Origin of the sequence: Lysinibacillus sp. BS3 (assembly GCF_039614735.1) — a bacterium.
In the GTDB taxonomy this organism is placed as follows: Bacteria; Bacillota; Bacilli; order Bacillales_A; family Planococcaceae; genus Lysinibacillus; species Lysinibacillus capsici.
On sequence record NZ_CP154860.1, the window covers coordinates 1613814 to 1639029 of the forward strand.

General features: G+C 37.5%; 28 protein-coding genes. All 28 read right to left on the reverse strand.

Annotated elements, in window-relative coordinates; translation table 11 throughout:
- Window positions 1-2: 2 nt before the first annotated feature.
- Window positions 3-1157 (reverse strand): chemotaxis response regulator protein-glutamate methylesterase, encoded by a 1155-nt coding sequence (locus tag AAJG31_RS08330; protein WP_103117586.1) that lies wholly within the window; start codon window positions 1155-1157, stop codon window positions 3-5.
- On the reverse strand, window positions 1158-2033 hold the full coding sequence (locus AAJG31_RS08335) for a MinD/ParA family protein (RefSeq protein ID WP_066037807.1): 876 nt from the start codon (window positions 2031-2033) through the stop codon (window positions 1158-1160). It abuts the gene before it with no gap.
- The gene (gene flhF / locus AAJG31_RS08340; protein ID WP_048391590.1) at window positions 2030-3226 is read right to left on the reverse strand and encodes a flagellar biosynthesis protein FlhF; all 1197 of its coding nucleotides are present in this window, start codon (window positions 3224-3226) and stop codon (window positions 2030-2032) included. The genes AAJG31_RS08335 and flhF overlap by 4 nt, the downstream gene beginning before the upstream one ends.
- Window positions 3223-5256, reverse strand: a complete 2034-nt coding sequence (gene flhA, locus AAJG31_RS08345) for a flagellar biosynthesis protein FlhA (protein ID WP_036080453.1) — start codon at window positions 5254-5256, stop codon at window positions 3223-3225. The genes flhF and flhA overlap by 4 nt, the downstream gene beginning before the upstream one ends.
- Before the next feature lie 23 nt (window positions 5257-5279).
- On the reverse strand, window positions 5280-6368 hold the full coding sequence (flhB, locus tag AAJG31_RS08350; RefSeq protein WP_048391594.1) for a flagellar biosynthesis protein FlhB: 1089 nt from the start codon (window positions 6366-6368) through the stop codon (window positions 5280-5282).
- 1 nt (window position 6369) lies between these two features.
- Window positions 6370-7143 (reverse strand): flagellar biosynthetic protein FliR, encoded by a 774-nt coding sequence (fliR, locus tag AAJG31_RS08355; RefSeq protein ID WP_048391595.1) that lies wholly within the window; start codon window positions 7141-7143, stop codon window positions 6370-6372.
- 4 nt (window positions 7144-7147) lie between these two features.
- A complete protein-coding gene (gene fliQ / locus AAJG31_RS08360; protein ID WP_004269285.1) occupies window positions 7148-7417 on the reverse strand; it encodes a flagellar biosynthesis protein FliQ in 270 nt (89 codons plus the stop codon).
- A gap of 13 nt (window positions 7418-7430) precedes the next feature.
- A complete protein-coding gene (gene fliP, locus AAJG31_RS08365; protein ID WP_048391597.1) occupies window positions 7431-8096 on the reverse strand; it encodes a flagellar type III secretion system pore protein FliP in 666 nt (221 codons plus the stop codon).
- Window positions 8093-8770, reverse strand: coding sequence for a flagellar biosynthetic protein FliO (locus AAJG31_RS08370; RefSeq protein ID WP_004269287.1), 678 nt, complete (start codon window positions 8768-8770; stop codon window positions 8093-8095). The genes fliP and AAJG31_RS08370 overlap by 4 nt, the downstream gene beginning before the upstream one ends.
- A 10-nt stretch (window positions 8771-8780) precedes the next feature.
- Window positions 8781-9143, reverse strand: a complete 363-nt coding sequence (locus tag AAJG31_RS08375; RefSeq protein WP_004269288.1) for a response regulator — start codon at window positions 9141-9143, stop codon at window positions 8781-8783.
- A 21-nt stretch (window positions 9144-9164) separates the two neighbouring features.
- Window positions 9165-10388: a flagellar motor switch phosphatase FliY gene (gene fliY / locus AAJG31_RS08380; RefSeq protein WP_048391599.1), complete on the reverse strand. Its 1224-nt coding sequence runs from the start codon at window positions 10386-10388 to the stop codon at window positions 9165-9167.
- Window positions 10381-11376 carry a flagellar motor switch protein FliM gene (gene fliM, locus AAJG31_RS08385; RefSeq protein WP_004269290.1) on the reverse strand — a complete coding sequence of 332 codons (996 nt, stop codon included), beginning with the start codon at window positions 11374-11376 and terminating at the stop codon, window positions 10381-10383. The genes fliY and fliM overlap by 8 nt, the downstream gene beginning before the upstream one ends.
- 31 nt (window positions 11377-11407) lie before the next feature.
- Window positions 11408-11836, reverse strand: coding sequence for a flagellar basal body-associated protein FliL (gene fliL, locus AAJG31_RS08390; RefSeq protein ID WP_004269291.1), 429 nt, complete (start codon window positions 11834-11836; stop codon window positions 11408-11410).
- Complete coding sequence (locus AAJG31_RS08395) at window positions 11826-12047, reverse strand: flagellar FlbD family protein (protein WP_048391601.1); 222 nt, start codon at window positions 12045-12047, stop codon at window positions 11826-11828. The genes fliL and AAJG31_RS08395 overlap by 11 nt, the downstream gene beginning before the upstream one ends.
- A 93-nt stretch (window positions 12048-12140) precedes the next feature.
- The gene (gene flgG, locus AAJG31_RS08400; protein WP_279494194.1) at window positions 12141-13109 is read right to left on the reverse strand and encodes a flagellar basal body rod protein FlgG; all 969 of its coding nucleotides are present in this window, start codon (window positions 13107-13109) and stop codon (window positions 12141-12143) included.
- Between the two features lie 86 nt (window positions 13110-13195).
- Window positions 13196-13564: a TIGR02530 family flagellar biosynthesis protein gene (locus tag AAJG31_RS08405; RefSeq protein ID WP_279494193.1), complete on the reverse strand. Its 369-nt coding sequence runs from the start codon at window positions 13562-13564 to the stop codon at window positions 13196-13198.
- 15 nt (window positions 13565-13579) lie between these two features.
- Window positions 13580-14272 (reverse strand): flagellar hook assembly protein FlgD, encoded by a 693-nt coding sequence (gene flgD / locus AAJG31_RS08410; protein WP_257961813.1) that lies wholly within the window; start codon window positions 14270-14272, stop codon window positions 13580-13582.
- Window positions 14273-14274: 2 nt separating this feature from the next.
- On the reverse strand, window positions 14275-15546 hold the full coding sequence (locus tag AAJG31_RS08415; protein ID WP_279494192.1) for a flagellar hook-length control protein FliK: 1272 nt from the start codon (window positions 15544-15546) through the stop codon (window positions 14275-14277).
- Between the two features lie 25 nt (window positions 15547-15571).
- Window positions 15572-16180, reverse strand: a complete 609-nt coding sequence (locus AAJG31_RS08420; RefSeq protein WP_009371153.1) for a hypothetical protein — start codon at window positions 16178-16180, stop codon at window positions 15572-15574.
- Window positions 16181-16184: 4 nt separating this feature from the next.
- Window positions 16185-16634 carry a flagellar export protein FliJ gene (gene fliJ, locus AAJG31_RS08425; protein WP_048391613.1) on the reverse strand — a complete coding sequence of 150 codons (450 nt, stop codon included), beginning with the start codon at window positions 16632-16634 and terminating at the stop codon, window positions 16185-16187.
- A complete protein-coding gene (gene fliI / locus AAJG31_RS08430; protein ID WP_066037836.1) occupies window positions 16635-17960 on the reverse strand; it encodes a flagellar protein export ATPase FliI in 1326 nt (441 codons plus the stop codon).
- 5 nt (window positions 17961-17965) lie between these two features.
- Window positions 17966-18754, reverse strand: coding sequence for a flagellar assembly protein FliH (gene fliH / locus AAJG31_RS08435; protein WP_066037815.1), 789 nt, complete (start codon window positions 18752-18754; stop codon window positions 17966-17968).
- On the reverse strand, window positions 18747-19760 hold the full coding sequence (gene fliG / locus AAJG31_RS08440) for a flagellar motor switch protein FliG (protein WP_008180783.1): 1014 nt from the start codon (window positions 19758-19760) through the stop codon (window positions 18747-18749). The genes fliH and fliG overlap by 8 nt, the downstream gene beginning before the upstream one ends.
- A 15-nt stretch (window positions 19761-19775) precedes the next feature.
- Window positions 19776-21371: a flagellar basal-body MS-ring/collar protein FliF gene (fliF, locus tag AAJG31_RS08445; protein WP_279494188.1), complete on the reverse strand. Its 1596-nt coding sequence runs from the start codon at window positions 21369-21371 to the stop codon at window positions 19776-19778.
- A gap of 120 nt (window positions 21372-21491) precedes the next feature.
- Window positions 21492-21797 carry a flagellar hook-basal body complex protein FliE gene (fliE, locus tag AAJG31_RS08450; RefSeq protein WP_004269303.1) on the reverse strand — a complete coding sequence of 102 codons (306 nt, stop codon included), beginning with the start codon at window positions 21795-21797 and terminating at the stop codon, window positions 21492-21494.
- A gap of 26 nt (window positions 21798-21823) precedes the next feature.
- Window positions 21824-22285, reverse strand: a complete 462-nt coding sequence (gene flgC / locus AAJG31_RS08455; RefSeq protein WP_054550512.1) for a flagellar basal body rod protein FlgC — start codon at window positions 22283-22285, stop codon at window positions 21824-21826.
- A 3-nt stretch (window positions 22286-22288) separates the two neighbouring features.
- Window positions 22289-22681, reverse strand: coding sequence for a flagellar basal body rod protein FlgB (gene flgB, locus AAJG31_RS08460; RefSeq protein WP_048391621.1), 393 nt, complete (start codon window positions 22679-22681; stop codon window positions 22289-22291).
- Between the two features lie 1033 nt (window positions 22682-23714).
- Entirely contained in the window at window positions 23715-25064 is a 1350-nt protein-coding gene (locus AAJG31_RS08465; RefSeq protein ID WP_279494186.1) for an IS1182 family transposase, read from the reverse strand.
- Window positions 25065-25216 lie beyond the last annotated feature (152 nt).

The following is a 25216-nucleotide window of genomic DNA, read 5'->3' on the forward strand; positions in this document are numbered from 1 at the left end:
TTTTAAGGCAAATATTTCATTATTGTTTGTGCAATATCATCTACATCTGCAACTTCATCAACAAGTTGCGTTTCTACTGCTGCTTTTGGCATACCATATACAATGCAAGTTTCTGCTGATTCTGCAATAGCAATGACATTGCCAGTATTTTTTAATGCTTTTAGACCATTAGAGCCATCATGACCCATACCTGTCATAATCACTGCTACTTTATCAAAATCTTTATATTGACTAACATCTTCGAACATTACATCTACAGAAGGTCGGTGGCCAGATCTTGGTGCTTCTTGATTATCAAGAACAATGCCAAAAGTTGTCCCTACTTTTCTAAGTTTTAAATGATATCCACCTGGTGCAATATAAGCTACTCCATTTTGCAAAATATCGCCCTGTTCAGCTTCTTTAACAGAAATTTCACTTAGCTGATCAAGTCGGTTAGCAAGCGATTTAGTAAATCCAGCAGGCATATGCTGTACAATTAATATGGGAGCTTGAATAGACTTAGGAATTTTAGTAACAACCTCCTGAAGTGCGCGAGGTCCTCCTGTTGATGTGCCAATTAACACAATCTTCTTTCCTATTTTACTCCATTCTACCATTGGTTTAGTTACGGCTACCTTAGTAGAAACAACATTAATAGACGTATTTGTTCGTCCATGCTGTTGTGGTTCCTTTATTACGGTACTCACCCTTGTCACTTGTTCTTGTTGTCGTTTACTACCAGAAGGTTTTTTCAATTTGGAAATTGGCACCGTTGCAGCTTGTTCCACTTTGTGCACAAGTTCATTTTGAATTTTATGTAAATCAAGGGAGATGGTCCCACTCGGCTTGGCAACAAAATCTACTGCCCCGCCCTCAATTGCAGCAATTGCATTTTCTGTCCCACGTTGAGTGGTACTTGAGAGCATTACTACAGGAACTGGACATTGTATCATAATTTCTTTTAAAGCATCGAGCCCATTCATTTCAGGCATCTCAATATCCATTGTCACAACGTTTGGCTTCAACGATTGTATCTTTTTGATCGCATCTTTTCCATTTCGAGCTGTTCCAACTACTTCCACCTTCGAGTTGCCAACAAAAAAGTCACTAATTAGCTTTCTCATAAAAGCAGAATCATCCACAACTAAAAGCTTGCTTTTATGCAAAAAGTCCAATTAATCACGCCCTTTCGAGAAAATACTTCTAAGTTTCGTTAAAAATTTTTTCGTTGTTTGATCATGTGCATGTATTTCCCCCGCACGTTGCTCCATAAAACGAACGACTATAAGTTGCAATGTCTTTGATATTAATGCGTCTGGATAAGCAAGTGAGAATGGCACTTGCTCGCGCACTGCCTTACGCACAACAGGGTCTTCAGGTAATGAACCAAGAATGATCGTTTCTTTGTCTAAAAAACGTTTCATTGTTAACTGTAAACGTTCATTCGTTTCTATTCCTTCTTCTTTACTGAAAGCGCGGTTACAGAGAATATAAAACTGCTTATCTGGATCTCGAACATGAATATATTTCATCATGGAGTACGCATCTGTAATAGAAGTAGGTTCCGCTGTTGAAATGACGATAATTTCATCAATAGATGTGAGTAAATCTAACGACCAATTAGTAGCACCAGCGCCCATATCAAATAAAATATAATCATAGTTTTTTTGAAGTTCTTCAAATGCTTGAATAAGTCGTTCAAACATACTATGAGACCAATCAAGCACACTCGTCATACCTGACCCACCTGAAATATACCTTAAATCGTAAGGCCCTTCAAATATTACCTCATCTAGTAGCTTATTTCCTTCTAAGTAATCTTTTAAACTATAAGAAGCATTTTTCCCAATTAAGATATGGATATTCCCCATCCCAATATCCATGTCTACAATGACAACTCTTTTTCCCTTTTGGGCTAAAGTCATGGCAAAGTTCATTGTGAAGTTACTTTTACCTACTCCACCTTTGCCACTTACAACTGCAATCGCTCTACCTAGTTCGCCTTGCTGTTTCATCATTTTTAAGCGTAATGCTTCAGCTTGGTCTCTCATTTTTCTTCACCTTGAAAAAACAAATTAAGTACTGCTTCTAAATCAGCTTCTTCAATATCTTCTGGTACTTCTTGACCATTCGTATAGTAAGCAAGTCCTTTATTATATTTAATCATTAAATTGATCATTGTGCCAATAGAATTTGTTTCATCAATTTTTGTAAAAATAAATTTTTGAATTGGTAATTGCTTAAATTGATCTACAATATTCTCCATATCCCTTTCTTTCGTTGTCATTGCAAGCACTAAATAAGATTCTGCATGATCATCGAATTTTATAAGGCGTTGGAGATCATCAACATACTTGACTTCTTTATAATTTCGACCAGCTGTATCAATAAAAACCAAATCTAAATGTGATAATCTCTGGATTGCTTGTTCAAAATCTGTTGCATTGTAAGCAATTTCTACAGGAGCTTGTAAAAGACCAGCATATGTTTTAAGCTGCTCTATTGCCGCAATCCGATAAGTATCTGTCGTAATAAAGCCAATCTTTTTCTTTTTTTCTAACACAGCTCTAGCAGCCATTTTAGCAATAGTTGTAGTCTTACCAACCCCTGTTGGCCCTAAAATGTTTATATATTTTCTTTCGTAGGATAATCCTCCGACTGGAAGTACTTCTAGCTTCTTACGTAATAAATTTTTTGCTATCAATTTACATTGTGAAAAATTTATTTCGGATGCTTCTCTAAAATGCATAAAAAGCTCATCACCTATCGTTGTGATGAGCTCTTCACTTAGCTCTTGCTGTCTTAAGTATTCAATGAAGGGTAAGAGTTCATCGGGATATTGAGCTTGGGTAGTCTTTTTATGCATCGATTGCATTAATGATTTTAAATCAGCAATTTCTTTTCTCAATTCTTCTGACATGCTAGCGTCCTCATGTACTGCTGCTACATCAAGGGGTGGTTCCTGATGCATTTTTGCTTGAATAGCATTTGTAATCTCTTGTAACCTTGCATTCTCTTTTTTTACTACAGGCAGTACAGCTGGTGTTGGAACTGAAGCCACTTGCTGGGGCTCCATTGCATCAATACCCGCAACCACTTCAAAACTTTTCTTTTTTATCATGCCAAAAAATTTCTTTGTGATGACGACTTTTGAATTTAAAATGACTGCGTCCTCACCTAATTCTGCTCGCACTTGCTTCATCGCCTCTGGTATGGATGATGCATAATACTTTTTCATTTTCATTGAACATTCACCACCCCAACACTTTGAATTTCAACCGAAGCATCCAATTCATTATAAGATAGAACCGGAATTTGTGGGAAATAACGCTCCGTTAGTTGTCGTAAATACATCCGAACGGCTGGCGAGCATAATATAATAGCTGATTGCTCCATAAACGAAACACGCTCTACTTCCGCTGCAATAGTTTCTAATACTGTTTGAGAGTCTTGTGGGTCCATAGCTAAATAATTACCGTGATCCGTTTGTTGGATACTATCAGCAATCATTTTTTCTACTTTACCTGAAACCGTAATCACCTTTAATACTGAACTATCCCCAACATATTGCGCTGTAATTTGACGAGCTAATGCTTGACGCACATATTCAGCTAAGATATCTGTATCACTCGTTAATTTTGCATAGTCTGCAAGTGTCTCAAAAATAATAGGTAAGTTACGCACTGATACATTCTCCCGAAGAAGCTTACCCAGTACCTTTTGAATTTCTCCAGTAGATAAAGGTGCAGGTGTTAATTCTTCTACTAAAATTGGATGGGATTCGCGTAAGTGATCGATTAACTGCTTTGTCTCTTGACGGCCTAATAACTCATGAGCATTTGCTCGAATTATTTCAGTTAAATGTGTTGACACCACACTTGGTGGGTCCACAACTGTGTAACCATACATTTCTGCATCCTCTTTTACTTGCTCTGTAATCCATTTAGCTGGTAATCCAAAAGATGGCTCGACAGTATCAATACCCTCAATAGAATCATCGTCTCCAGGGCTCATCGCTAAATAATGATCTAGTAAAAGTTCGCCTCGTGCCATTTCGTTCCCCTTTATTTTAATTCGATATTCATTTGGTTGAAGCTGAATATTGTCTCGAATACGGACTACTGGGATCACGATACCTAACTCCAAAGCAAGCTGTCGACGAATCATGATCACACGGTCTAATAAATCTCCACCTTGAGCGGCATCTACTAAGGGAATTAATCCATAACCAAATTCGAATTCAATTGGGTCCACATTTAATAAATTCACAACATTCTCAGGGCTCTTCATGCCGTCAGTAGCCACTTCTTCTTCAATCTCCTGTAATTCTTCTTCATCCTCTGGCTTCTTACGTTCCATCATATAAGCTCCCGCAATTAATGAAAGACCTATTGGCAGCGTTACCCAGTTTGGTATTGGCGTAAATAGCCCTAGTAATACAATGGTACCTCCTGCTACATAAAGCAGCTTAGCTTGAGCAAATAATTGGCCTGTAATGTCTTGACCAAGACTACCTTTAGAAGAGGCTCGTGTTACGACAATCCCTGTAGCAGTCGAAATAAGCAAGGCAGGAATTTGGGATACAATACCGTCCCCAACTGTTAGTTTCGAAAAATGTGTTGCTGCTTCTGCAAATGGAAGCCCCATTTGTACAACGCCAATGATGATACCAAATAATAGATTGATAATAACCATTACCATTGAAGCGATGGCATCCCCTTTTACAAATTTCGTGGCACCATCCATTGCACCGTAAAAGTCCGCTTCCCCTGCAACTTTTTCACGTCGCTCGCGCGCTTCTTTTTCGGAAATAATCCCCGCATTTAAGTCAGCATCAATACTCATTTGTTTACCTGGCATCGCATCAAGTGTGAAACGTGCCGCTACTTCTGCTACTCGTTCTGCACCTTTTGTAATTACAATAAACTGAATTAACACTAAAATTAAGAAGACGACTAAACCAACAAGTATATTTCCTCCAACTACGAAATCACCAAAAGTTTCAACGACCGAACCTGCATCTCCATTTGCTAAGATGGCACGAGTAGTGGAAACACTTAGTCCTAATCGGAACAAAGTTAATAGTAAAATTACCGAAGGAAAAATGGAAAAATCCAATGCTTCTTTCATACTCATTGCTGTGAGCAGTACAATTAATCCTAATGTAATATTAATGACAATTAAAAAACTTAACATCCACGGAGGAAGAGGGATGATGAGCATCGCAACGATTAAAATAACCGCACCTAAAACCCCAATATCGCGAACTTTCATTTGTGTCCCTCCTACAAAAAGCCTTAAATTTTTCGCTTAATACGGTAAACATAAGCGAGTATCTCTGCTACTGCTTTGAAAAATTCTTCTGGTACCTGATCGCCTATTTCTACCTGGTCATACATAGCTCGTGCTAAAGGTCGATTTTCAACCATTATTACATCATGTTCTTTGGCGATCAGTTTAATTTTTTGAGCAATAAAGTCTGTCCCCTTTGCAATAACACGAGGAGCATCCATACTGTCCTCATTATATTTGAGGGCAATTGCATAGTGAGTAGGATTGGTAATAACTACATCCGCACTAGGAACCTCTGACATCATACGTCTCATCGCCATCTCACGTTGGCGTTGTTTGATTTTTGATTTGATTAGGGGGTCACCCTCACTATTTTTATATTCATCTTTAATATCTTGCTTAGACATTTTAAGATTTTTTTCATACTCATGTTTTTGATACATCCAGTCTAAAACGGATACACAAAGTAATACTAAAGAAGCTGCTATACCCATAATACCAACAAGCTTCCCGACCGTAATGAGAGTCATCCATGGACTTTTAAACGATAACGCCAAAACTTCTGGTAAGTTTGACCAAATAATAATTGTTGTAACACTTCCGATAAAACCAATCTTTAAAACAGACTTTATTAACTCCACAATGGCTTTGACAGAAAATATCTTTTTTAACCCTTTAATAGGGTCCATCTTTTTCAAATCAAACTTCATTGGCTCTAACGTAAAAAGAAAACCAAATTGCAAAAAGTTACCTGCAAGTGCTCCGACAAATGCAATTGCCATAATGGGCACAATGATAAAAGCCATTTGAATCAAAGTTTCTGTAAATAGGTGCATCACACTATCAATAGTCAGTGATTCGATGCGTATGTTATGAATAAAGGTTTGCCTGAAAAAAGCTAATAGCTCGTCACGCAAAGAGCCTGCAAAGAAAAACAAAAAGATAAATACCATTAACATTACAATGGCACTAGAAATATCTTGACTCTTGACAACTTGCCCTTTTTTCCGAGCATCCTGTCGTTTCTTAGGGGTTGCCTTTTCTGTTTTTTCACCCGCAAAAAATTGTAGCTCTAAATTCAGTAGTAGTCTCATATTATCCACCACCTAAAATGGCCATTAAATCACGCATCCCATAAATCATAATCGTAATAAGCTTTTGAATAACTTGAATCATAACGGCCATCATTGTAAATAACACTAAAAAACTAACACCAATTTTAATAGGAAAACCGACAACAAATATGTTTAATTGCGGTACTGTTTTTGCAGTGATCCCTAAAGCTAAATCGACCAAGAATAAGGTCGCTACAACAGGAGCAGCCATCTGGAATGCTATGGCAAAAACTGCTGTGAAAGTGGTGATAATAAATTGAGGAAAGTTTTCGTTCATAAAACTAGGGAACTGATCCATCGGGAAAAATTGATAGCTGTAGTAGATTCCATTAAGAATCATATGATGGCCATCAATCGCTAACAATAAAAGCAGTGCTAGCATATTAAAAAACTGACCGATTAATGGACTTTGAGCACCTGTTTGCGGGTCAATTATATTAGCAATGGCAAAACCCATTTGAAAATCGATAAAGCTTCCTGCAATTTGAATTGCGGACATGATGATATAGCCCATTAGACCGAGTAATAGTCCAACTAGTGCTTCTTTCACCACTAATAATATGTAATCATCATTGAATGCAAATGGCTCAACATCAATTGTATAGTACATCATCCAAGCTAAAACCAGTGCGAGAGTAATTTTGACTTGAGGTGGAATGGTTCTATAGGAAAAAAAAGGAACCGTAGCAAAAAAGGCTGAGACACGTACAAGTACTAATAAGAAAACCGTTAAATGCGGAATTAATTCATTCATGTACTCACCCTATATAACGCGTTAAATTCTCGAATATGTCTCTCGCATAGCTTGTAACTTGAGATAGCATCCAAGGGCCAAAGAATACGATGGCCACTAAGACAGCAATAATTTTTGGTACAAATGCTAACGTTTGCTCTTGTATCGAAGTTGTGGCTTGAAAGATACTTACCGCTAAACCCGAGATTAAAGCAACTAATAGTAGCGGACCGCTTGTTAGAAGGATAATCATTATAGCACGCTCTGCAATGGAAATAACCAACTCACCTGTCATACTGTATCATCCCCTAAAAACTTTGTAGTAACGATTTCATAACGAGATACCAGCCATCAACCAGTACAAATAATAATATTTTAAATGGCAATGAAATCATTACTGGCGGTAACATCATCATCCCCATCGACATTAATGTACTTGCAACAATCATATCGATCACTAGGAATGGAATAAAAATCATAAAACCAATTTGAAATGCTGTTTTAATTTCGCTTAAAGCAAAGGCAGGTACAAGCATAGTCAGTGGGATTTCCTCCACTGATGCTGGTTTTTCTGCTTGATTATATGTTAAAAATAAATCAAGATCTTTTTGCCTAGTATGCTTACTCATAAACTCTTTAAATGGCACACTAGCACGGTCATAGGCTTCTTCTATACCAATTTCTTCAGCAAACAATGGTTGTAATGCCTCTTTATTGACCTCTTGAAAGGTTGGTGCCATGATAAAAAATGTTAAAAATAGTGCCAGCCCAATGATCACCTGATTTGGTGGCATTTGCTGTGTTGCCAATGCTGTACGCACAAATGATAAGACTATGACTATACGAGCAAAGGATGTCATTAAAATTAAAATACTTGGTGCAAGTGATAAAACTGTTAGTAATAGTAAGAGCTTTACAGATGTAGAGACATTCGTTGGATCGCTGTTGGAAAAAATATTGATTAAATCATTCATTTACCATCCTTCTCCTTCTGCTTCCATCTCTCTATCTCATCACTACGCTCCTGTTTTATTTCTGATAGCTTTTTTTCGAATAGATTGCCAAATGAATCCTGCTTTTGCTGCTCATTTTGCACCTTCGCGCTATCTTTTCTCTTAAACTTAGAAAATACTTCTGCAATATACGGTGATGTTGCTGCAAATTCTTGTCTTTCGTTATATAGGGCTAAAAGAGCTTCAACTTCTTCAGGATCTGTAATTTCTCGTAAAAGTTGAACGTCTTCTCCGACCCCAACTAAATACAATGTTTTACCTACCTGTAAAAGCTGAACTGACTTTTGTGCACCTAACGATAAACCGCCTAAATTTTGTACCATTTGATTACGTTGGAAGTTTAAATTTCGTTTATTTAAAAACTTCATCAATCCATAAAATAAAGCTACAACAAAAATAAGCGCCAAAACCATTTTTATGTATTCCCATGCAGATATATCTCCAGCTGCTGTTACAGTTGTTTCTTGTTTAGCAGCTGGATCAGTCGTATCTCCATTACAAGCTTCTGGGTCTTTAATGCAATCCGTGACACTATTTGTATCAGCGTCTGCATAGACAGAAGTCGGTGTCGGGTACAAAAACAGGAAGGATACAAGAAATGCGAAAATCATCGTTAAACGAAATGATTTTAACATTTTCATGCAATCATCCTAGCGCTTTTTGAATCGCTTCAATTACACGATCTGCTTGGAAAGGTTTTACGATAAAGTCTTTCGCACCAGCTTGAATCGCATCGATTACCATTGCTTGTTGCCCCATTGCTGAACACATGATTACAGTTGCACTTGGATCTGTTCCCTTAATTGCTTTAAGAGCTGCAATACCGTCCATCTCTGGCATTGTGATATCCATTGTTACTAAATCTGGTTTTAGTTCATTGTACTTTTCGACAGCTTGTAAACCATCTGCTGCCTCTCCAACAACTTCAAATCCATTTTTTGATAAAATATCCTTGATCATCATGCGCATAAATGCAGCGTCGTCTACAATCAAAATTCTTTTAGACATGGTTAACTCCTCCAATTGAAACTATCTTAAATTATTTAAACGCTCTGCTTGACTTAAAACATCTGTAATACGGACACCAAAGTTTTCGTCAATAACAACGACTTCCCCTTTAGCAATTAAACGACTATTGACTAAAATATCAACCGGTTCTCCCGCTAATTTATCCAGTTCAATAATTGACCCACTTGATAGTTCTAAAATCTCTTTAACAGAACGTTTCGTACGTCCTAACTCTACAGTAACTTGCAATGGAATATCAAGTAGCATATTTAAATTTCTAGCTTCAGATTGAGAGATTACATTTGTATCGAAGCTAGCAAACTGCGCTTGTTGCACATTTACAGGTTGTGCTGGTCTTGCTGGTTGTGCAAATTGTTGTGGCTCCTGATAAATCGGTTGCTGCATCGGTGCTGACTGCTGTTGATAAACTGGTTGTTCAGATGGTGGTGCTACAGGTATTTGCTGTTGAACAGGCGGTGGTGTAACTGGTGGAGCCTCAGGTGCAATAGTTGCTGCCACAGGTTCCTCAAACACTCCTGTTTCACCTAATAATGATTTTACAATATTTTGACTAAATTTAAGCGGTAATAATTGCATTAAATTCGAATCAATTAAATTCCCAATTCTTAATCTAAATGAAACTTTCACCAGCAAATCGTCTTCTGGGATATTTTCTCGACCTTCATCTTGCGAGATGTTCATTAAATCAATTGTCGGTGGAGAAATATCTACTTTTTTGTTGAAGACCGTCGACATAGATGTAGCAGCTGAGCCCATCATTTGATTCATAGCCTCTTGAACAGCACTTAGCTGAATTTCACCTAAGTCTGGCTTCGGATTTAATCCATCGCCACCTAACATTAAATCTGCGATAATTGCTGCATCAGATTGTTTAATAACAAGTAAATTCATACCTGTCAAACCAATTGTATATTCAACTTGTACAGCTACATATGGATGAGGAAATTCCTCTTCTAATTTATTACGATTAATCATCGAAATACTTGGAGTTGTAATATCTACTTTTTGACCCAATAACGCTGAAAGAGCTGTGGCAGAGCTACCAAAGGATATATTGCCTACCTCTCCTAATGCATCTTGTGCAAACGAATCAAGGTAATCCTCCACTCGTATCTCATTTATTTCTTCATTTGTTGAAGCATCAGTGTCGTTGTTTTTATCTCCCAACGTCTCGCCCCTTAATAGCGCTTCAATTTCTTCTTGGGAGAGCATTTCATCACTCATCTTCGTCTCCTCCTTTCAAAGGGTCGATAATCTGGATTGCTAATTTTTTGCCCTTTTTACCTGGTTGAACAGTGAACTTCGGCAATGTACCTACTTTTAGTAGTAATGGCGCTTCAATTTTTTGATCTAACTGTATGACATCCCCAACTTGCATTGTTAGGAAATCTTCAATAGTGATGTCCGTTAATCCTAATTCAACTGAGAGTGGTAATTGGGCTTGTTTCACACGTGTTTCAAGCATTTTTGTTTGCTCTGGTGACATCTCTTTCGTATTGGTTTGCATCCAATAGCGAACCGAAAGATTTGGAACAATTGGCTCCAATACAACATGCGGAATACAAATATTAATCATACCGCTTGTCTCACCAATTATCGTATTTAATGAAATTACGACAACCGTTTCATTAGGTGAAATCATTTGTAAAAATTGTGGATTTACTTCAAGTTCCACTAATATAGGATCAATTTCCGCAACATTTTCCCATGCTTCGCGTAAATTGTCGAATGAGCGTTCAAAAAGGTTTGTCATAATTTTTGTTTCTATTTCCGTTAGGTTATCTACATTACTATGACTTGCCCCACTACCGCCCATTAGGCGATCTAACATCGAATAGGCAATATTCGGATTAATTTCCATTAATATATTACCATCTAATGGTGGCACTTCAAATACATTAATGAGTGTCATATTTGGAATGGAACGAACAAACTCTTCAAATGGTATTTGGTCTACTGATGCAACCGTAATTTGTACATAGCTTCTAAGCTGTGCAGAGAAAAAGGTTGTCAATAGTCGTGCGAAATTTTCATGTATTCGGGTCAAACTTCGGATTTGATCTTTTGAGAATCGAAGTGCTCGTTTAAAATCATAAACTTTAACCTTACGTCCCTCGTCCTCTTTTTTTATGTCATCCGCTGACATTTCCCCTGTCGATATAGCGGAAAGCAGCGCATCTATCTCGGATTGAGATAACACATCTCCTGCCATTTGCCCACCTCCAATTCAAGCAGTTTCTGTTTTATTGAGTAATGAAGGAGGTAAAATATACTTCCTGGACTTCTCCCTCTTGCATCAACTCATTTAATCTTGTTTTTAATGATTTTTGGAAAATTTGTTTCCCTTGCTTACCTTCTAAGTCCTTTTGCTCCATTTCAGAAAGCTCTTGAATGGCGATGTTTTGCACTTGGAAAACGCGCTTTGTTAATTCTGCAGCAGCATCTTTGCTTGTCGTTTGAATTTTCAATGACAAGCGAACAACTCTTTTATCTGCAAGATTTGTCGTGATCTCTGGTATCTCCACTGTTGCCTCTACAATCTCATCAATGGACGGCTCAACAGCTCCTGTGGGCTTATTAAATTGCGTAAGCAATACAAACAAAATAACCCCAATCAGAATGACTGCTACTAGTAAAATAATAATCATTGTTAGCATTTTATTATTCTTCATCTTCTTCACCTCGTAGATGCGGGTTGGATAGTATTTGTATATTGTTATAAAAGGCAGTAACCTTTTGTCGCACCTCATCTTCACTCTCTAAAACAATTAATTTTGTTCCAGTTGTTAATGTAATAGTCGTATCTGGAAATGATTCGACTGTTTCTATGTATAAAGCATTTAATGTAAATGCTTTGCCATTTAGACGTGTTAGTTCAATCATGAATTAGGGCCGGGTCTAGCATGAGAGCCGGCCCGACCCTCCCTCATATGAAAATATGTTTGTTAAAACGTCCGTTTTGAAAGGACTATTTTATTATCGTTTTAAGTTTACTAGTTCTTGTAATATTTCATCAGATGTTGTGATGATACGCGTATTTGCTTGGAAACCACGTTGTGCCACAATCATCTCAGTAAATTCCTCTGAAAGGTCTACGTTCGACATTTCAAGTGAACCTGCTATCGGTTTGCCTAAACCTGCTTGACCACCTGCTTGTAAATAGGGTTCTCCAGAGTTTGCTGAAACTGTATAGTAATTACCGCCAACTTTCTCAAGACCACCTGCGTTGGAGAATTTAGCCATTACCAATTGACCACCCCATTTCAAGTCTCCATTTGCATCAACAAAAGTAACTTGACCGTCTGGTGCAATACTCATCGATTTTGCATCAGTTGGAATACGGATACGTCCCCATTCTCCACTGTTTTCTGTGGCCGCTGTTGGTAAACCCCAAGTGCCATCAACATTTAAATCCTCACTTGTTACTTCATCCAACTCCGCTGGTGCATCGAAGTCAGTAGACATTGAATCTAAATTTTCAGAGTTAGCAGCCGCAGACCCCATTAGATATTTACCATCTGCATTAACTAGAAAACCTTGTTCATCCATATAAAAATTCCCTGCACGTGTATAGAGAGTATTTGTAAATGGCGTTTCACCAGTTCCTTCACCAGTTCCTGACACTAAATCACCTACTATGAAGAAACCTTCTCCCTCTATAGCTAAATCTAATCCGCGTCCAGTATATTGTCGTGATCCTGGATTATGAATAGTATCGATAGATGCAAGTTCTGCCCCTAACCCAACTTGTTTTGGGTTAATACCTCCTATAGTACCTGAAGGAGCTGAAGCACCCGCTGATGTTTGCGACATTAAATCTTTGAAAATTACTCGCCCTTTTTTAAAGCCATAAGTGTTCACGTTGGCAATATTATTACCAATCACATCTAGCTTTGTTTGGAAGTTTTTAAGACCTGAAATACCTGAATACATAGAACGTAACATATGTTTTCGTTCTCCCTTCGTTTTATATAGGTGAGCTTCTATCACTCAGCATCACCAAGGCTTCCTTACGTAAGAAGGTCCAGCCTTTAAAGCACAATCGTGCCATCAATATTTGTAAATAACTGCTGTTTTGCTTCCGTGCGATCCATTGCTGTAATGACAGTAGCATTTTTAGCACTGACAATTAAAGCTGCTTGATCCATCAAGACTAATGGTTGTTTGACACCTTTTGAGTGTGCTTCAAATACCTTATCCGATACAACCTGCCATTCATGTTCAGTGATATTAATTTTACGCTCAATAATACGTTCATTCGCATGCTTACTCACCTTTAGCTCTTGTTTAGAAGCTTCCTGTAAATGAGCCTTAAACGATTGTTGTGTATTAATTGGCTTAGGCTGTGTTGAGCGAATAGATGGATGCAAGGGTACACGATGAATTGAAAATTTATCCATCACTTTTCTCCACCTTTATTCGCTAATCACTGTAAAATCTTTATCTGTTAGTCTTTTATCATTATCTAATACATAATTAATGACCCCATCTTTATTGGAAACAGAGACGATTCGTCCTTTTAGTTCTTGGTCACCGTCTTTATACGTTACATTTTTACCAATCAATTGGCTAGCTTTCACTAATGGAGATTCAGGTACATTATTATTGCCATTGGAACTAGAATCGCTAGCTCCACCTAAAATACCAGATATATTACCAGGAGCAATCTCTTTCCCATCAGCTAATTTGAACACAACATTTCCATCTACAAATTTAAGGGATTCAATGACGCCTGTTCCTTCATTAACCACAGGATTACCTTTTTCATCTTTCTCCTCTGTAATCTCATGCCATTTGACTTCTTTGCCAATAAAAGTTGTATAACTCATCATCTGTGTTTGTTGCTGAGATGCTAGTAAAGATTCCATTGCCTTTGTCATATTTTGCATTTGCTCTAAAGAAGAGAACTGCGCCATTTGAGAAATAAATTCTCGATCATCCATTGGATTTGTTGGGTCCTGATGCTGTAATTGTGTAATTAACAATTGTAGAAAGGCATCCTTACCAAGCTCACTATTGCCTGTTTGCTTCACTGGCTTCTGATAATTTGAGTAATAAAAATCATCAGTTATAGCCGGATTTGTCACCTTCGTAGTAGTATCTGCCATTGTTACACCTCCTCACTTATTAAATAGTCACTAAAGGACATTCCTTCATCTTCATCATCACTTTTTTGATCCTGTTCTTCGTCCTGCTGTTGTTTAAAGAAATTATTGAAGAAGCTTTGATCACGTTGTTGACGATCGGCATCTTGCAGAGATTGTGCAATATCAAGACGATCTACTTGTATATTTTGCTGAGCAAAAGCCTGTTTTAGCTGGTGTGCTTGGTTATCAAGCAATTCACGTCCATGGGCTGTAGAAGCCAGTATACGGGCTGTAAGAACTCCATCATTTTGTACAAGTTCAATACGAACTGTCCCTAGATTTTCTGGATACAATTTTATGGTTAAGCGTGTAATGCCTTGAGCATTCGAAATCTGCGCTCGATTGATAATGGCTTGCATTTCTTTTAGTAAAGCTTCGGATTGAGCAGGCTTAGCCGTTGGTAACGTTACATGGAATGTGTCTGGTTTCGTTTGTACAGTTTGTGGTGTAACCATGTCATTTGTATTTGTTTCACTTTGTTTCGTCATTTGGACTTGCTGAACAACTTGCTGGAAGCCTTGTAATGGCAATGTAACAGTTGTTTTAGTTGTTGTTACCTGCAAAGTTTCTACCTGCGTTTGTAAAGTCGTTAATAGGCTTCTCACCGTTGTTAACAGGTCTTCTTGAGGTGCTGTTAAGTCTGTCTTTTGTCCTACCAATTGCGCTAATTTCAACACTTGAAGAAGTTGTGATGCCTCTTTTGGTGTCACTTGACCTTCGCCTTGTAAAGCAGTGCTTATATTCGCCTGTAGTACCGGCGCTTGGGCATCTACTAAAGTTAAGAGCTCCCAAACATCCCTTGCTTCCTTTTCTTCTCCTAGTAGCTGTTGGACGATTTTTTGAAGCTGCTCTTCATCAATCCCTAATGCATTTAATATATTTTCTAAATGAAGCATTTCATCCAGTGCCACTGCCTTACCGTCTTCTCCAAATTGAAGCAATAATAAACCATCATCGTGAGAAATCCCCAGTAAATCTAGTACTTCCTCCATTGATTCAGCATTTAATAACGCTTGTAAATCCCCGAGTTCATTTGTTGAAGTCGTCTGTGATGACTGGGTTGTTTGAGTTGAAGAAGTTAATACTTGCCCAAAAACAGAACCAAAATTTGATAAATTTTCTTTATTCGGTGTGCTGCCTATTTTTCCTTCAGCGTTTCCAACTGTTGTTGATTTTGTTGCTGCAGTTTTAGTAGGTACTGTTTTATTAATCATTTGCATCATTGCTACATCCACTATTTTTCACCTCCTTTCAATTATCCTACTGTTTAGCCATAAGCTCCGTATATTTTGCTGCATCTTTTGCATCCATTTTTTCTAAAATAGCTGCTAATTTATCTGGCTTTAAATTCGTTAAAATCCGCAGTGCTTCTGTATCACTCATATTGATTAACACAGGTGCCGCAGCTTTCGGCGACATCTTATCAAATGTTGATAAAATATCGTTAAAGTCACGCTTCACATCATCTTGTTCACGATTTAGTTTTTCAATTTCAAATTGAAGCTGTTCCTTTTCTGTCAGCAGCTTCTCTTTTTCAGTTATTGTTGAATCTAATTTTTTTTGAAGCTGGGTAATCTCTGCTTCTTTTTCTTGTACCTCTGCCTGTAAACTCACTATTTTAGAGTCGTTATTAACGACAGCATCCTTTGCTTGTTGCTCTTCTGAGGGAATAAAAGGTAAACTACCAATTGCCTTTTTTCCTAAATCAAAGACATTTGTATTCATTAATGTTGCCACAACAAGCAAAACCGCTACTACAAACATAATCGGCAGTACAATCCAAGTAAAAAACTTAAGAAAGCCCCCAGATTTTTTCTTTGGTTGCTCTTCTACTAACTCTGTTGCTAATCGATTGTCTTTCTTTGCCATGAAATCACCTGATTTCTTTCTTGTTATACGTTTGTAATGAAATTTCATCTAAAAAAAGGCTTTCTATACGATCTTGCTCTTGTTGGAAATGCTTAAAATCCTTTTCTCTCATTTTTTCAAATTTACGTACTTCCAAGTTTTTTTCTAATAGTTTTTCTTCGTGCCAATTCATCTTTGCACGAGCTTGTATCACTTTCTGTTGTACATCTGCAATTGTTTTTTCGAGACTATCAATGAAACGACTATAATGATGAATTTCATCTATGGATGAACCAACCATTAAACGCTCCTGCTGAAATGCAATTAAATCTTCTTTCTTTTTTAGCAAGTCATATAATTTTGTTGCTATTTCTTCAAAAGAACGGACAGATTCCTTATAAGCCATTTCGGTTTCGTTTTTTTCTTGTTCGCGAATAGTTAACACTTTTTCAAAACGATACACATAACTGACCATCTATTTCGCACCACCGTTCGATAATGTTATTAACTCATTGACACTTTCTTCTAGTGTCACTTTATCTAAGTAACCCTGTTTAAGATAAGCAGTAATGAGCGGTTCATAATGAATTGCTTCATCAATTTCTTTAGAGGTTCCTCTTTTATAAGCACCAATATTGATCAAATCCTCTGATTTGTCGTAAGTATAATAGAGTTCTCTTAATCGTTCAGCAGCTTTCTTATGAGTTGGCTCTGCAACATGATTCATCAAACGACTCACACTTTTCAAGACGTTTATGGCTGGATATTGCCCCTTGTTGGCAAGATTTCGATCCAATACAATATGACCATCTAATATCCCTCGCACAGTATCCGCAATTGGTTCATTCATATCGTCACCATCTACTAAAACAGTATAGAATGCTGTTATAGAACCCTTTTCATTGGTGCCTGTACGTTCTAGTAATTTAGGCAATATCGCAAAAACAGAAGGCGTATAACCTTTTTGTGCTGGTGGTTCTCCTGTGGCAAGTCCAATTTCACGTTGTGCCATAGCCACACGTGTCACGGAATCCATCATCAGCATGACATTTAAGCCTCGATTTCTAAAATATTCGGCGATTGCTGTAGCTGTAAATGCCCCTTTAATCCGCATTAATGCTGGTTGATCAGATGTGGCTGCAACAACAATCGATCGACTTAAGCCCTCAGCACCCAAATCACGTTCGATGAATTCCCGAACCTCACGACCACGCTCACCTATTAGCGCAATAACATTCAAATCTGCTTGTGTATTTCTTGCGATCATACCAAGTAAAGTACTTTTACCTACCCCAGAACCAGCGAAAATACCAACACGTTGTCCATTTCCAACTGTTAGCATACCGTCAATAGCCTTGACTCCCACTTCAAGCCTTTCATTAATTGGTGGACGAGTTAGTGGGTTTGGTGGATCTTGTTCTGTAGGGACTGTCATGAGACCTTTAGGTAATAGAGTGCCATCAATTGGATTCCCCATAGAATCCAATACTTTGCCGATTAACTCAGGACCCACTTTTACTTCCAGTGGAGCTCCCGTTCCTTCAACAAGGCAGCCAATAGATATTTCACGTAAGGAGGTAAAAGGCATCAAGACGACTATTTCATCTTTAAAACCAACGACCTCTGCTAAAATAATCTGGTGACCATGATTTACAGTTTCCACATGAATTTTACAGACATCACCTATAGAACTATCTGGACCTTGCGACTCAATCATTAAGCCAACAACTCTAGTAACCCTACCGAACTTTTTAAAAGTTGGGATATGCGGAATTTGTTCAATTAATTGAGCCGCTTTCATCAAGATCATTCCTTACTCTCTAATATTTCATGTAACTTTAATCTGAGAGCATTTAATTGCTCATCGATGCTAACCATAATTCTTCCATGATTTGTTTCAATATAGCAATCTGTCTCATTATCCAAATCTTCATTAACAAAAATCATTAATGGTACGTCTATTGGGAACATTTCTGCTAATTCATCTCGGTTGGTCGTAATTAAAGCATAATAAGCTGGCGAAACATAAATTTTAATTTCCTTCATTTCTCTTGCTTCTTTTAGCCCTCTACGCACAATCGATACAAATAGTTCGTTATCCTGTTCTAACGAAGTACCAATAATTCTTTCTGCAGCAGTTAAACCTAACTCTAAAATTACCGCTTCTTGATCTTCAATATATTTTTGAGCATTTTCTTTCGCTAACATCATTATTTCGTTCGCTGTTTGAAGTGACTGAGCCATTGCTTCAGTGGCCTTATTCATACCATCTTCATAGCCTTGTCCAAATCCCTCATCATAAGCTTCTTGAACACGATTGGGTCTCTCTTCCTCCCAATTTAGCTTTAAATGTTCAATTTCTTGAAAGTGCCTATGCTTTTCCTGTTCAAACATCTCTCGTTCAGCTTGCAAAGCAGTTCTAGCTTCAGTAAGTAAACGATCTCGCTCTGCCACGACTTCATCCAACGTTAATTGATGCTGAGGAGGTCCTTCTTCTTGGTATTCTTCCATCGCTTCAAACATATCACGGATTTGTATTTCTTTGACATTATCGCTATCAGACTTAGTGTAAATAGAACGGATGATTCTAGACAATGACGTCATCTCCTCCACCACGAGCAATAATAATCTCTCCAGCATCCTCTAGACGACGAATAACAGCAACAATTCGAGATTGTGCCTCCTCTACGTCACGTAAACGTACAGGTCCCATAATTTCCATTTCTTCTTTAAATGTTTCAGCCATACGTTGTGACATATTGCGGAATATAATATCTTTTACCTCTTCACTTGATACCTTCATTGAAAGCAGTAAGTCTTCGTTTTCACAATCACGAATAACACGCTGAATGGAACGATTGTCGAGTGTAACAATATCCTCGAACACAAACATACGTTTTTTGATTTCCTCTGCAAGTTCTGGGTCTTGTATTTCCAGTGCATCGAGTATTGTTTTTTCTGTTTGTCGATCTACTCCATTTAAAACTTCAACAACTGCATCAATACCACCAGTTTCTGTATAATCCTGCGTAACGGTTGATGATAATTTACGTTCTAACACAGATTCAATTTCGCTAATCACTTCTGGTGAAGTCGATTCCATGACCGCTATACGTTTAGCAATGTCAGCTTGTACTTCCTGTGGTAAAGAAGATAAAATAACCCCCGCTTGCCCTGCCTCTAAATAAGAGAGGATTAGGGCAATTGTTTGAGGATGTTCATTTTGGATAAAGTTAAAAATTTGCGCTGGATCAGCTCTTCTAGCAAAATCAAACGGGCGTACTTGTAATGAAGATGTTAGTCGATTAATGATTGTTTGTGCTTGTTCTACGCCAAGTGCTTTTTCTAATACTGTTTTTGCATAGCCAATACCACCTTGTGTGATATAGTCCTGCGCGAGTGCAATATTGTGAAATTCTTCAATAATCTCTTCTTTTACATTTGATTCTACTTTTTTAACACTTGAAATTTCTAATGTTAAACGTTCAATTTCTTCCTCTGTTAAGTGCTTATAGACAGAAGCTGAAACTTCAGGCCCTAATGAAATTAACAAGAGAGCGGCCTTTTGTTTTCCGGTTAATTCTTTATCTTTCTTGGACACAGCCGAACCTCCTAGTTAGTCTTCAGCAATCCAACTACGCAGTAACTTTGCAAAATCGTCTGGCTTTTCTTTGGCCATTTTTTCTAGCTGCTTACGACGCATTGTAGCTTCCGTTTCAATTTCTTCATTAATATCTTCAACCATTAATTCTTCTTGTTCTTCTAGGATACTTAACTCTTCCTCTTCCTTCGCACGTTTACGTGAACGGATAATGAAGAATGCTAGTAATAAGATAACAGCTAACAAAATACCTCCGATAACCCAAACCCACCATGGAATGATTGGTTTTTCATCAGCTACCTCTGTTGCCTTACCGTATAATGGTTGTACAGATACCGCCACTTTTTCATCGATCTGCTCTTGAGTAAGTTCTGCTGCTACGTCTTTGGAAATTGTTGTACGTACAATTGTACTTAAAATTTTCTCAATATCTTCTCGAACACCGTCTGGTAATGACGCTGCGTCAGTTGCTGTCGGTGGTTCAACAATTACTTGTATCCCAATATCCTGAATTTTATAAGGAGCTTCTTGAATATCCTTACGTATACGGTTCACATCATTATTAATCGTTTCTTCCGTACGTTCGTAATCACCATTTCCTGCTGTACCTTCATTATAAGTTGTGAAGTTATCAGTAGTTGTTTCAGCTTCAGGTGTTCCAGCAGCGGCAGCTGCTCCTGTACCAGAATATTGCTCTGTAATTCGCTGAGCACTTATGGCAATACCTTCCATATTTTCTTCATCAACAGGTGTCACAAGATTTTCTTCTCGATTTTCTTTCTTGAAATCAATATCCGTTGTGACAGAAACCATTACTTTATCTTGTCCCATCAACGTTCCAAGCATATTTTGTACTTGACGTTGTAGATCTCGTTCTACCAATTTCTTCATTTGTAATTGGCCTTCAGCTGTTGTTGTGGAAGTACCATCAGCTGTTGCTGCATTCAGATCAAAGTACTCTGAAAATTGGTTAGAGATCACGATATTTTCAGTTTTTAAATTCGGAATACTTTTTGACACTAAATTGTACATTGTAGTTATTTGCTGTTCCGTAAATTTATAGCCAGGATCAGTATTTAAAACGATAGATGCTGTTGCCTCTCCTTGAACATCCGTTACGAATACACCTTCCTCAGGAACAGTAATCATCACTTTTGCATCTTTTACACCTTCCAGATTTTTGAAAAGTTTAGCAATTTCAGTTTCAGTAGCTGCTTTTTTTAATAGGTTAAATTCATTATCAGTCATACCAAATCCTGAACTATTAGCAAATGAGTAATCGATTGATCCTGTTTGTGGATATCCCTCTGAAGCTAATTGCACTAATAAGGAGTCAACTTGCTCTTCTGGCACTAAAATAGATGTTCCACCTGGAGCAATTTGATAGGTCACACCTTGGGAATCTAGCGCTTCCTTTACCTGTCCAATTTCCCGTGTTGATAAATCTTTATAAAGTGGAACATATGTAGTTTTGGAAGCAAAAAATGTCACAATTGCTGCTAGTGCGATTACAACTACCACGGAGCCAATCATAACTATTTTTTGCTTTTTACTTCGACTTGTCCAAAATTGACTGGTGTCGTTTTTTATTTTTGTCAATCGTTCATTCATTATGAATCCTCCGGTTATAGTGAATAACCTAGCCATCAATAATTTGCGAACATAATGAGCCACTCTGATTTGTGGTTGTTAATTTATATTGAAAAGAGGTTTCTTATCTTTACAATAAAATTAAACACTCATGCGCATTATTTCTTGGTAAGCTTCAATCACCTTATTGCGAACTTCAATTGTTGCGTTTAGGGTAATGCTTGCCTTTTGCGAAGCAATCATCACTTCATGCAACTCCACATCTTCACCTTTAATTAGCTTCTGAGTAAATTTATCAGAAGTTATTTGTTGATCATTTACTTTTGCAATTGCTTCTTTTAACGAGTTCGCGAAGCTTTGTTGCGCTTCATAAGGTGTAGCATTCAGTTTATTCGTGTTATTTACAACCTGAGTAGGTGTCATTAGCGAAATGGACGAAATGGCCATGTATGTATCTTCCTTTCTACTTAAATTTATTTACCAATCTCTAAAGCCTTTGTAAGCATGGATTTATTCGCATTAAATACAGTTATATTCGCCTCATAAGAACGAGTAGCCGACATTAAATCAACCATTTCTTTTAATGGATCGACGTTAGGCATGTTTACATAACCATCTGCATTCGCATCTGGATGAGTTGGGTCATATACAAGTTTGAAAGGTGTTTCTTGATCTTCTGAGATTCGAGTAATTTTCACACCATTACCAACACCACTTTTTGCATTTTTACCTAGTGCTATATTCAAAAAATTAGAAAATTGTCCTTCTTGAGCTGACAGCGTCACGGACTTACGTCGATATGGTTCCCATTCCCCATTCACTTGACGAGCGCGAGTTGTATCCATGTTAGCCATATTAGAAGAAATAACGTCCATACGTAAACGCTGCGCTGTTAATGCGGAGGCAGTGGTATTCATCCCATGAAAAATAGACATCTATTACTTACCTCCTTTAATAACAGTATTCAATGTGTTTAATTTCCCATTAACACGATCGATTAGAGCATTATAATAAATTTGATTCTCTGCTAATTTCGCTTGCTCAGCATCCATATCTACAGCATTGCCATTGTTTCTATATCGCAAGTTCTCAACAATATTGACACCTGGTGTAGATTGTCGAAACGTGAAATCATAATGTCTATTATCAGTGCGGTATGCAGAAATAGCTATGCTCTTCTGCTCTTCCAACATATCCTTAAAACTAACATTTTTCGCCTTATAATTAGGTGTATCGACATTCGCGATATTATTTGCGATTGTTTTATGATTTAAAGTGGCATAGGAAAGTCCATTTTCCAGGCTACTAATAGTTCCTCCAAATAAATTCAAAACTGTTCACCTCATTTTATTTAAAATCTATGTACTTGTTAATTTATCCAATAATACAATTGTAATTAAGATGATACCTAGTGTCTATTGTCTTTTGTCACTTTTTAATAGTCTATACGCCCTATTTTTTCTCCCTCTCAACCATGACAAAACTTCCCCATCCTTTGCGTCTCTAGGCTTCAGTAAAGATTAATAATCATCTAGTTATTTTACACCATTTCGACAGTGTTTACGATTTTATTGTGAAAAATGCCTTTTTATGAGGTTTATCGCCTTTTTTAATCCTTTTAAATAAAGGTCCCTTTTTACTAGTTTAATCACTATGGGAGTATTTTTTATACAGTGACTATAAGTTTATTCACCATTATTCAAAAGTAACATATCAGCATTTTTTATATGCTAATTGTAGTGACAAATTATCGAACATTTTTAGGATAAAAGCAACGAAATCCATGTTTTTATATTAATTCTCTAAAAAACAAATGCCCTAAAATTTCGAAAATACACAAAAAAGCGTCTATATTTACCATAGACACCATCATTGTTTTGAAAAACAATACATTTTATGAAAGATGAAAACGGCTTTCATTCCACACTACCTGCTTGCCACTATACTTCTCTCTCACTCAGTTTAAAGTACAAAACTACCGCTCTGTTTAAGGTCTCCCCTTTCTCACAGGGGAATCAATTAGCCTTCTACTCCACCGTTCTACATTAAAAGCAAAAATTACAATCACTAGTCTTAAAAGTCACTTTTCCTCATGTTCGACTAACGGATTCATTGTACGCTCCTCTTGATTGGACGATGACGAAACCTAAAGCACCCCTCACCTTTCTAAAAGGTCTTTTTCAATATTATCTTTTTCAACAACATAAAAAGCGTCTATGTTTACCATAGACGCTCAGACTGTAGACAAAAGCCCATCGAGAAGTTCACTTTCGATGGGCTTTTGTCATTTTTCTTCCTATTTTATCTTTAACATTTGGTAATATACTACCAAATTCAACATACTCTTCGAGCATAGATACCTTCTTAAGCTGCCTGCCACGTCCAAGTAGCCAGTTTCTTTAAATTCATGGCAGCAAAAGTAAGCATCGCCTGCATGGACAATTTTTTCAGACCTCTTAAGGTTGTCCATCGCATACCATGCTTTTCTTTTGCATCGGCAAAGACACGCTCAATCGTTTCTTTGCGCTTTGCATAAATTTGTTTGATGTCATAGGAATGGCGTAAATGTTCAGCTTCCTCCACATACGACTCCCAGATATGGCGTTGAATGAGTTTTTGATGATGCTTACTTTCTGTACATTGGGAAAGGCTTGGACACTTCGCACAAATCAAAGGATTCGATTTATATTGCCGATATCCTTCTTTCGTCGTAGTTGCATACTTCAATATCTGCCCTTGTGGGCAAAGATAACAATTATAATGCTCGTCATATATATACTCATGCTTTCGGAAGAATCCATCTTTTGTTTTAGGTCGTGTATACGGAAGAACAGGCAACATTTGATTCTCTAATAAAAAGTTCGTAATCGCTGGTGTTTTATAGGCTGCATCTGCCGCAACAGCGATTGGTTTTTGAACGTTTTGAATGACTCTTTCAACAAGTGGCTGCAATACATGGCTATCGTGCACATTTCCCGGAGTCACAATGGCACCTAAGACAAAGCCCTTTTCATCTGTCGCTGCATGAAAAGAATACGCAAACTGTTTCGTACGTTCATCCTTCACGTAATATCCACTTTCAGGATCTGTCGTGCTTTCCTTTATTTCTTTCCATTCTTCTTTTTCAAATTTCTCCGGGGAAAAGGGCTTTTTTCCGTGTTCCTCACGATCAATATTTAACTCTAATTGAAGTTTCTCTTCATAAGCCCGTGTTTCTTTTCGCACAACTTTTTTATCATACTTTCGTTTATTCGCACTCGCTTTCACATGCGTAGAATCGATAAATAAATGGTCTGCATGGAGGAGTCCTTGATGCATAATCTCTTTTAATATACGATAGAATATCTGCTCAAATATATCAGTGTCTTGAAAGCGACGGACATAATTTTTACCGAAGGTAGAGAAATGCGGGACTTCTGTCTGGAAGCCAAATCCTAAAAACCAACGATACGCCATATTCGTTTCAATTTCTTTGATGGTTTGACGCATGGACCGTATACCAAAAACGTACTGAATAAACGTCATTTTAAAGAGAACAACAGGATCAATACTAGGGCGTCCTTTGGCAGAGTAGAGGTTTTCTACTAAAGGATAGATAAATGAAAAATCAATAGCCGCCTCTAGTTTTCGTACTAAATGATCTTGGGGAACTAATTGATCAATCGTTAGCATTTCTAATTGTTCACGTTCATTGATTTGATTTTTCGTCATCATGGTTGATCACCTCGAAAGTGTACTTTTTATCAATAGATGAATAAGGAATTATTTATGTAGAAGTTGATTGGAACGAAGGGTGGCGACTCCTGCGGGAAAAGCGGGAAAGTCGAGATCCTGGACTGAGCGAAGCGAGGGAAGCAGCTCGACCC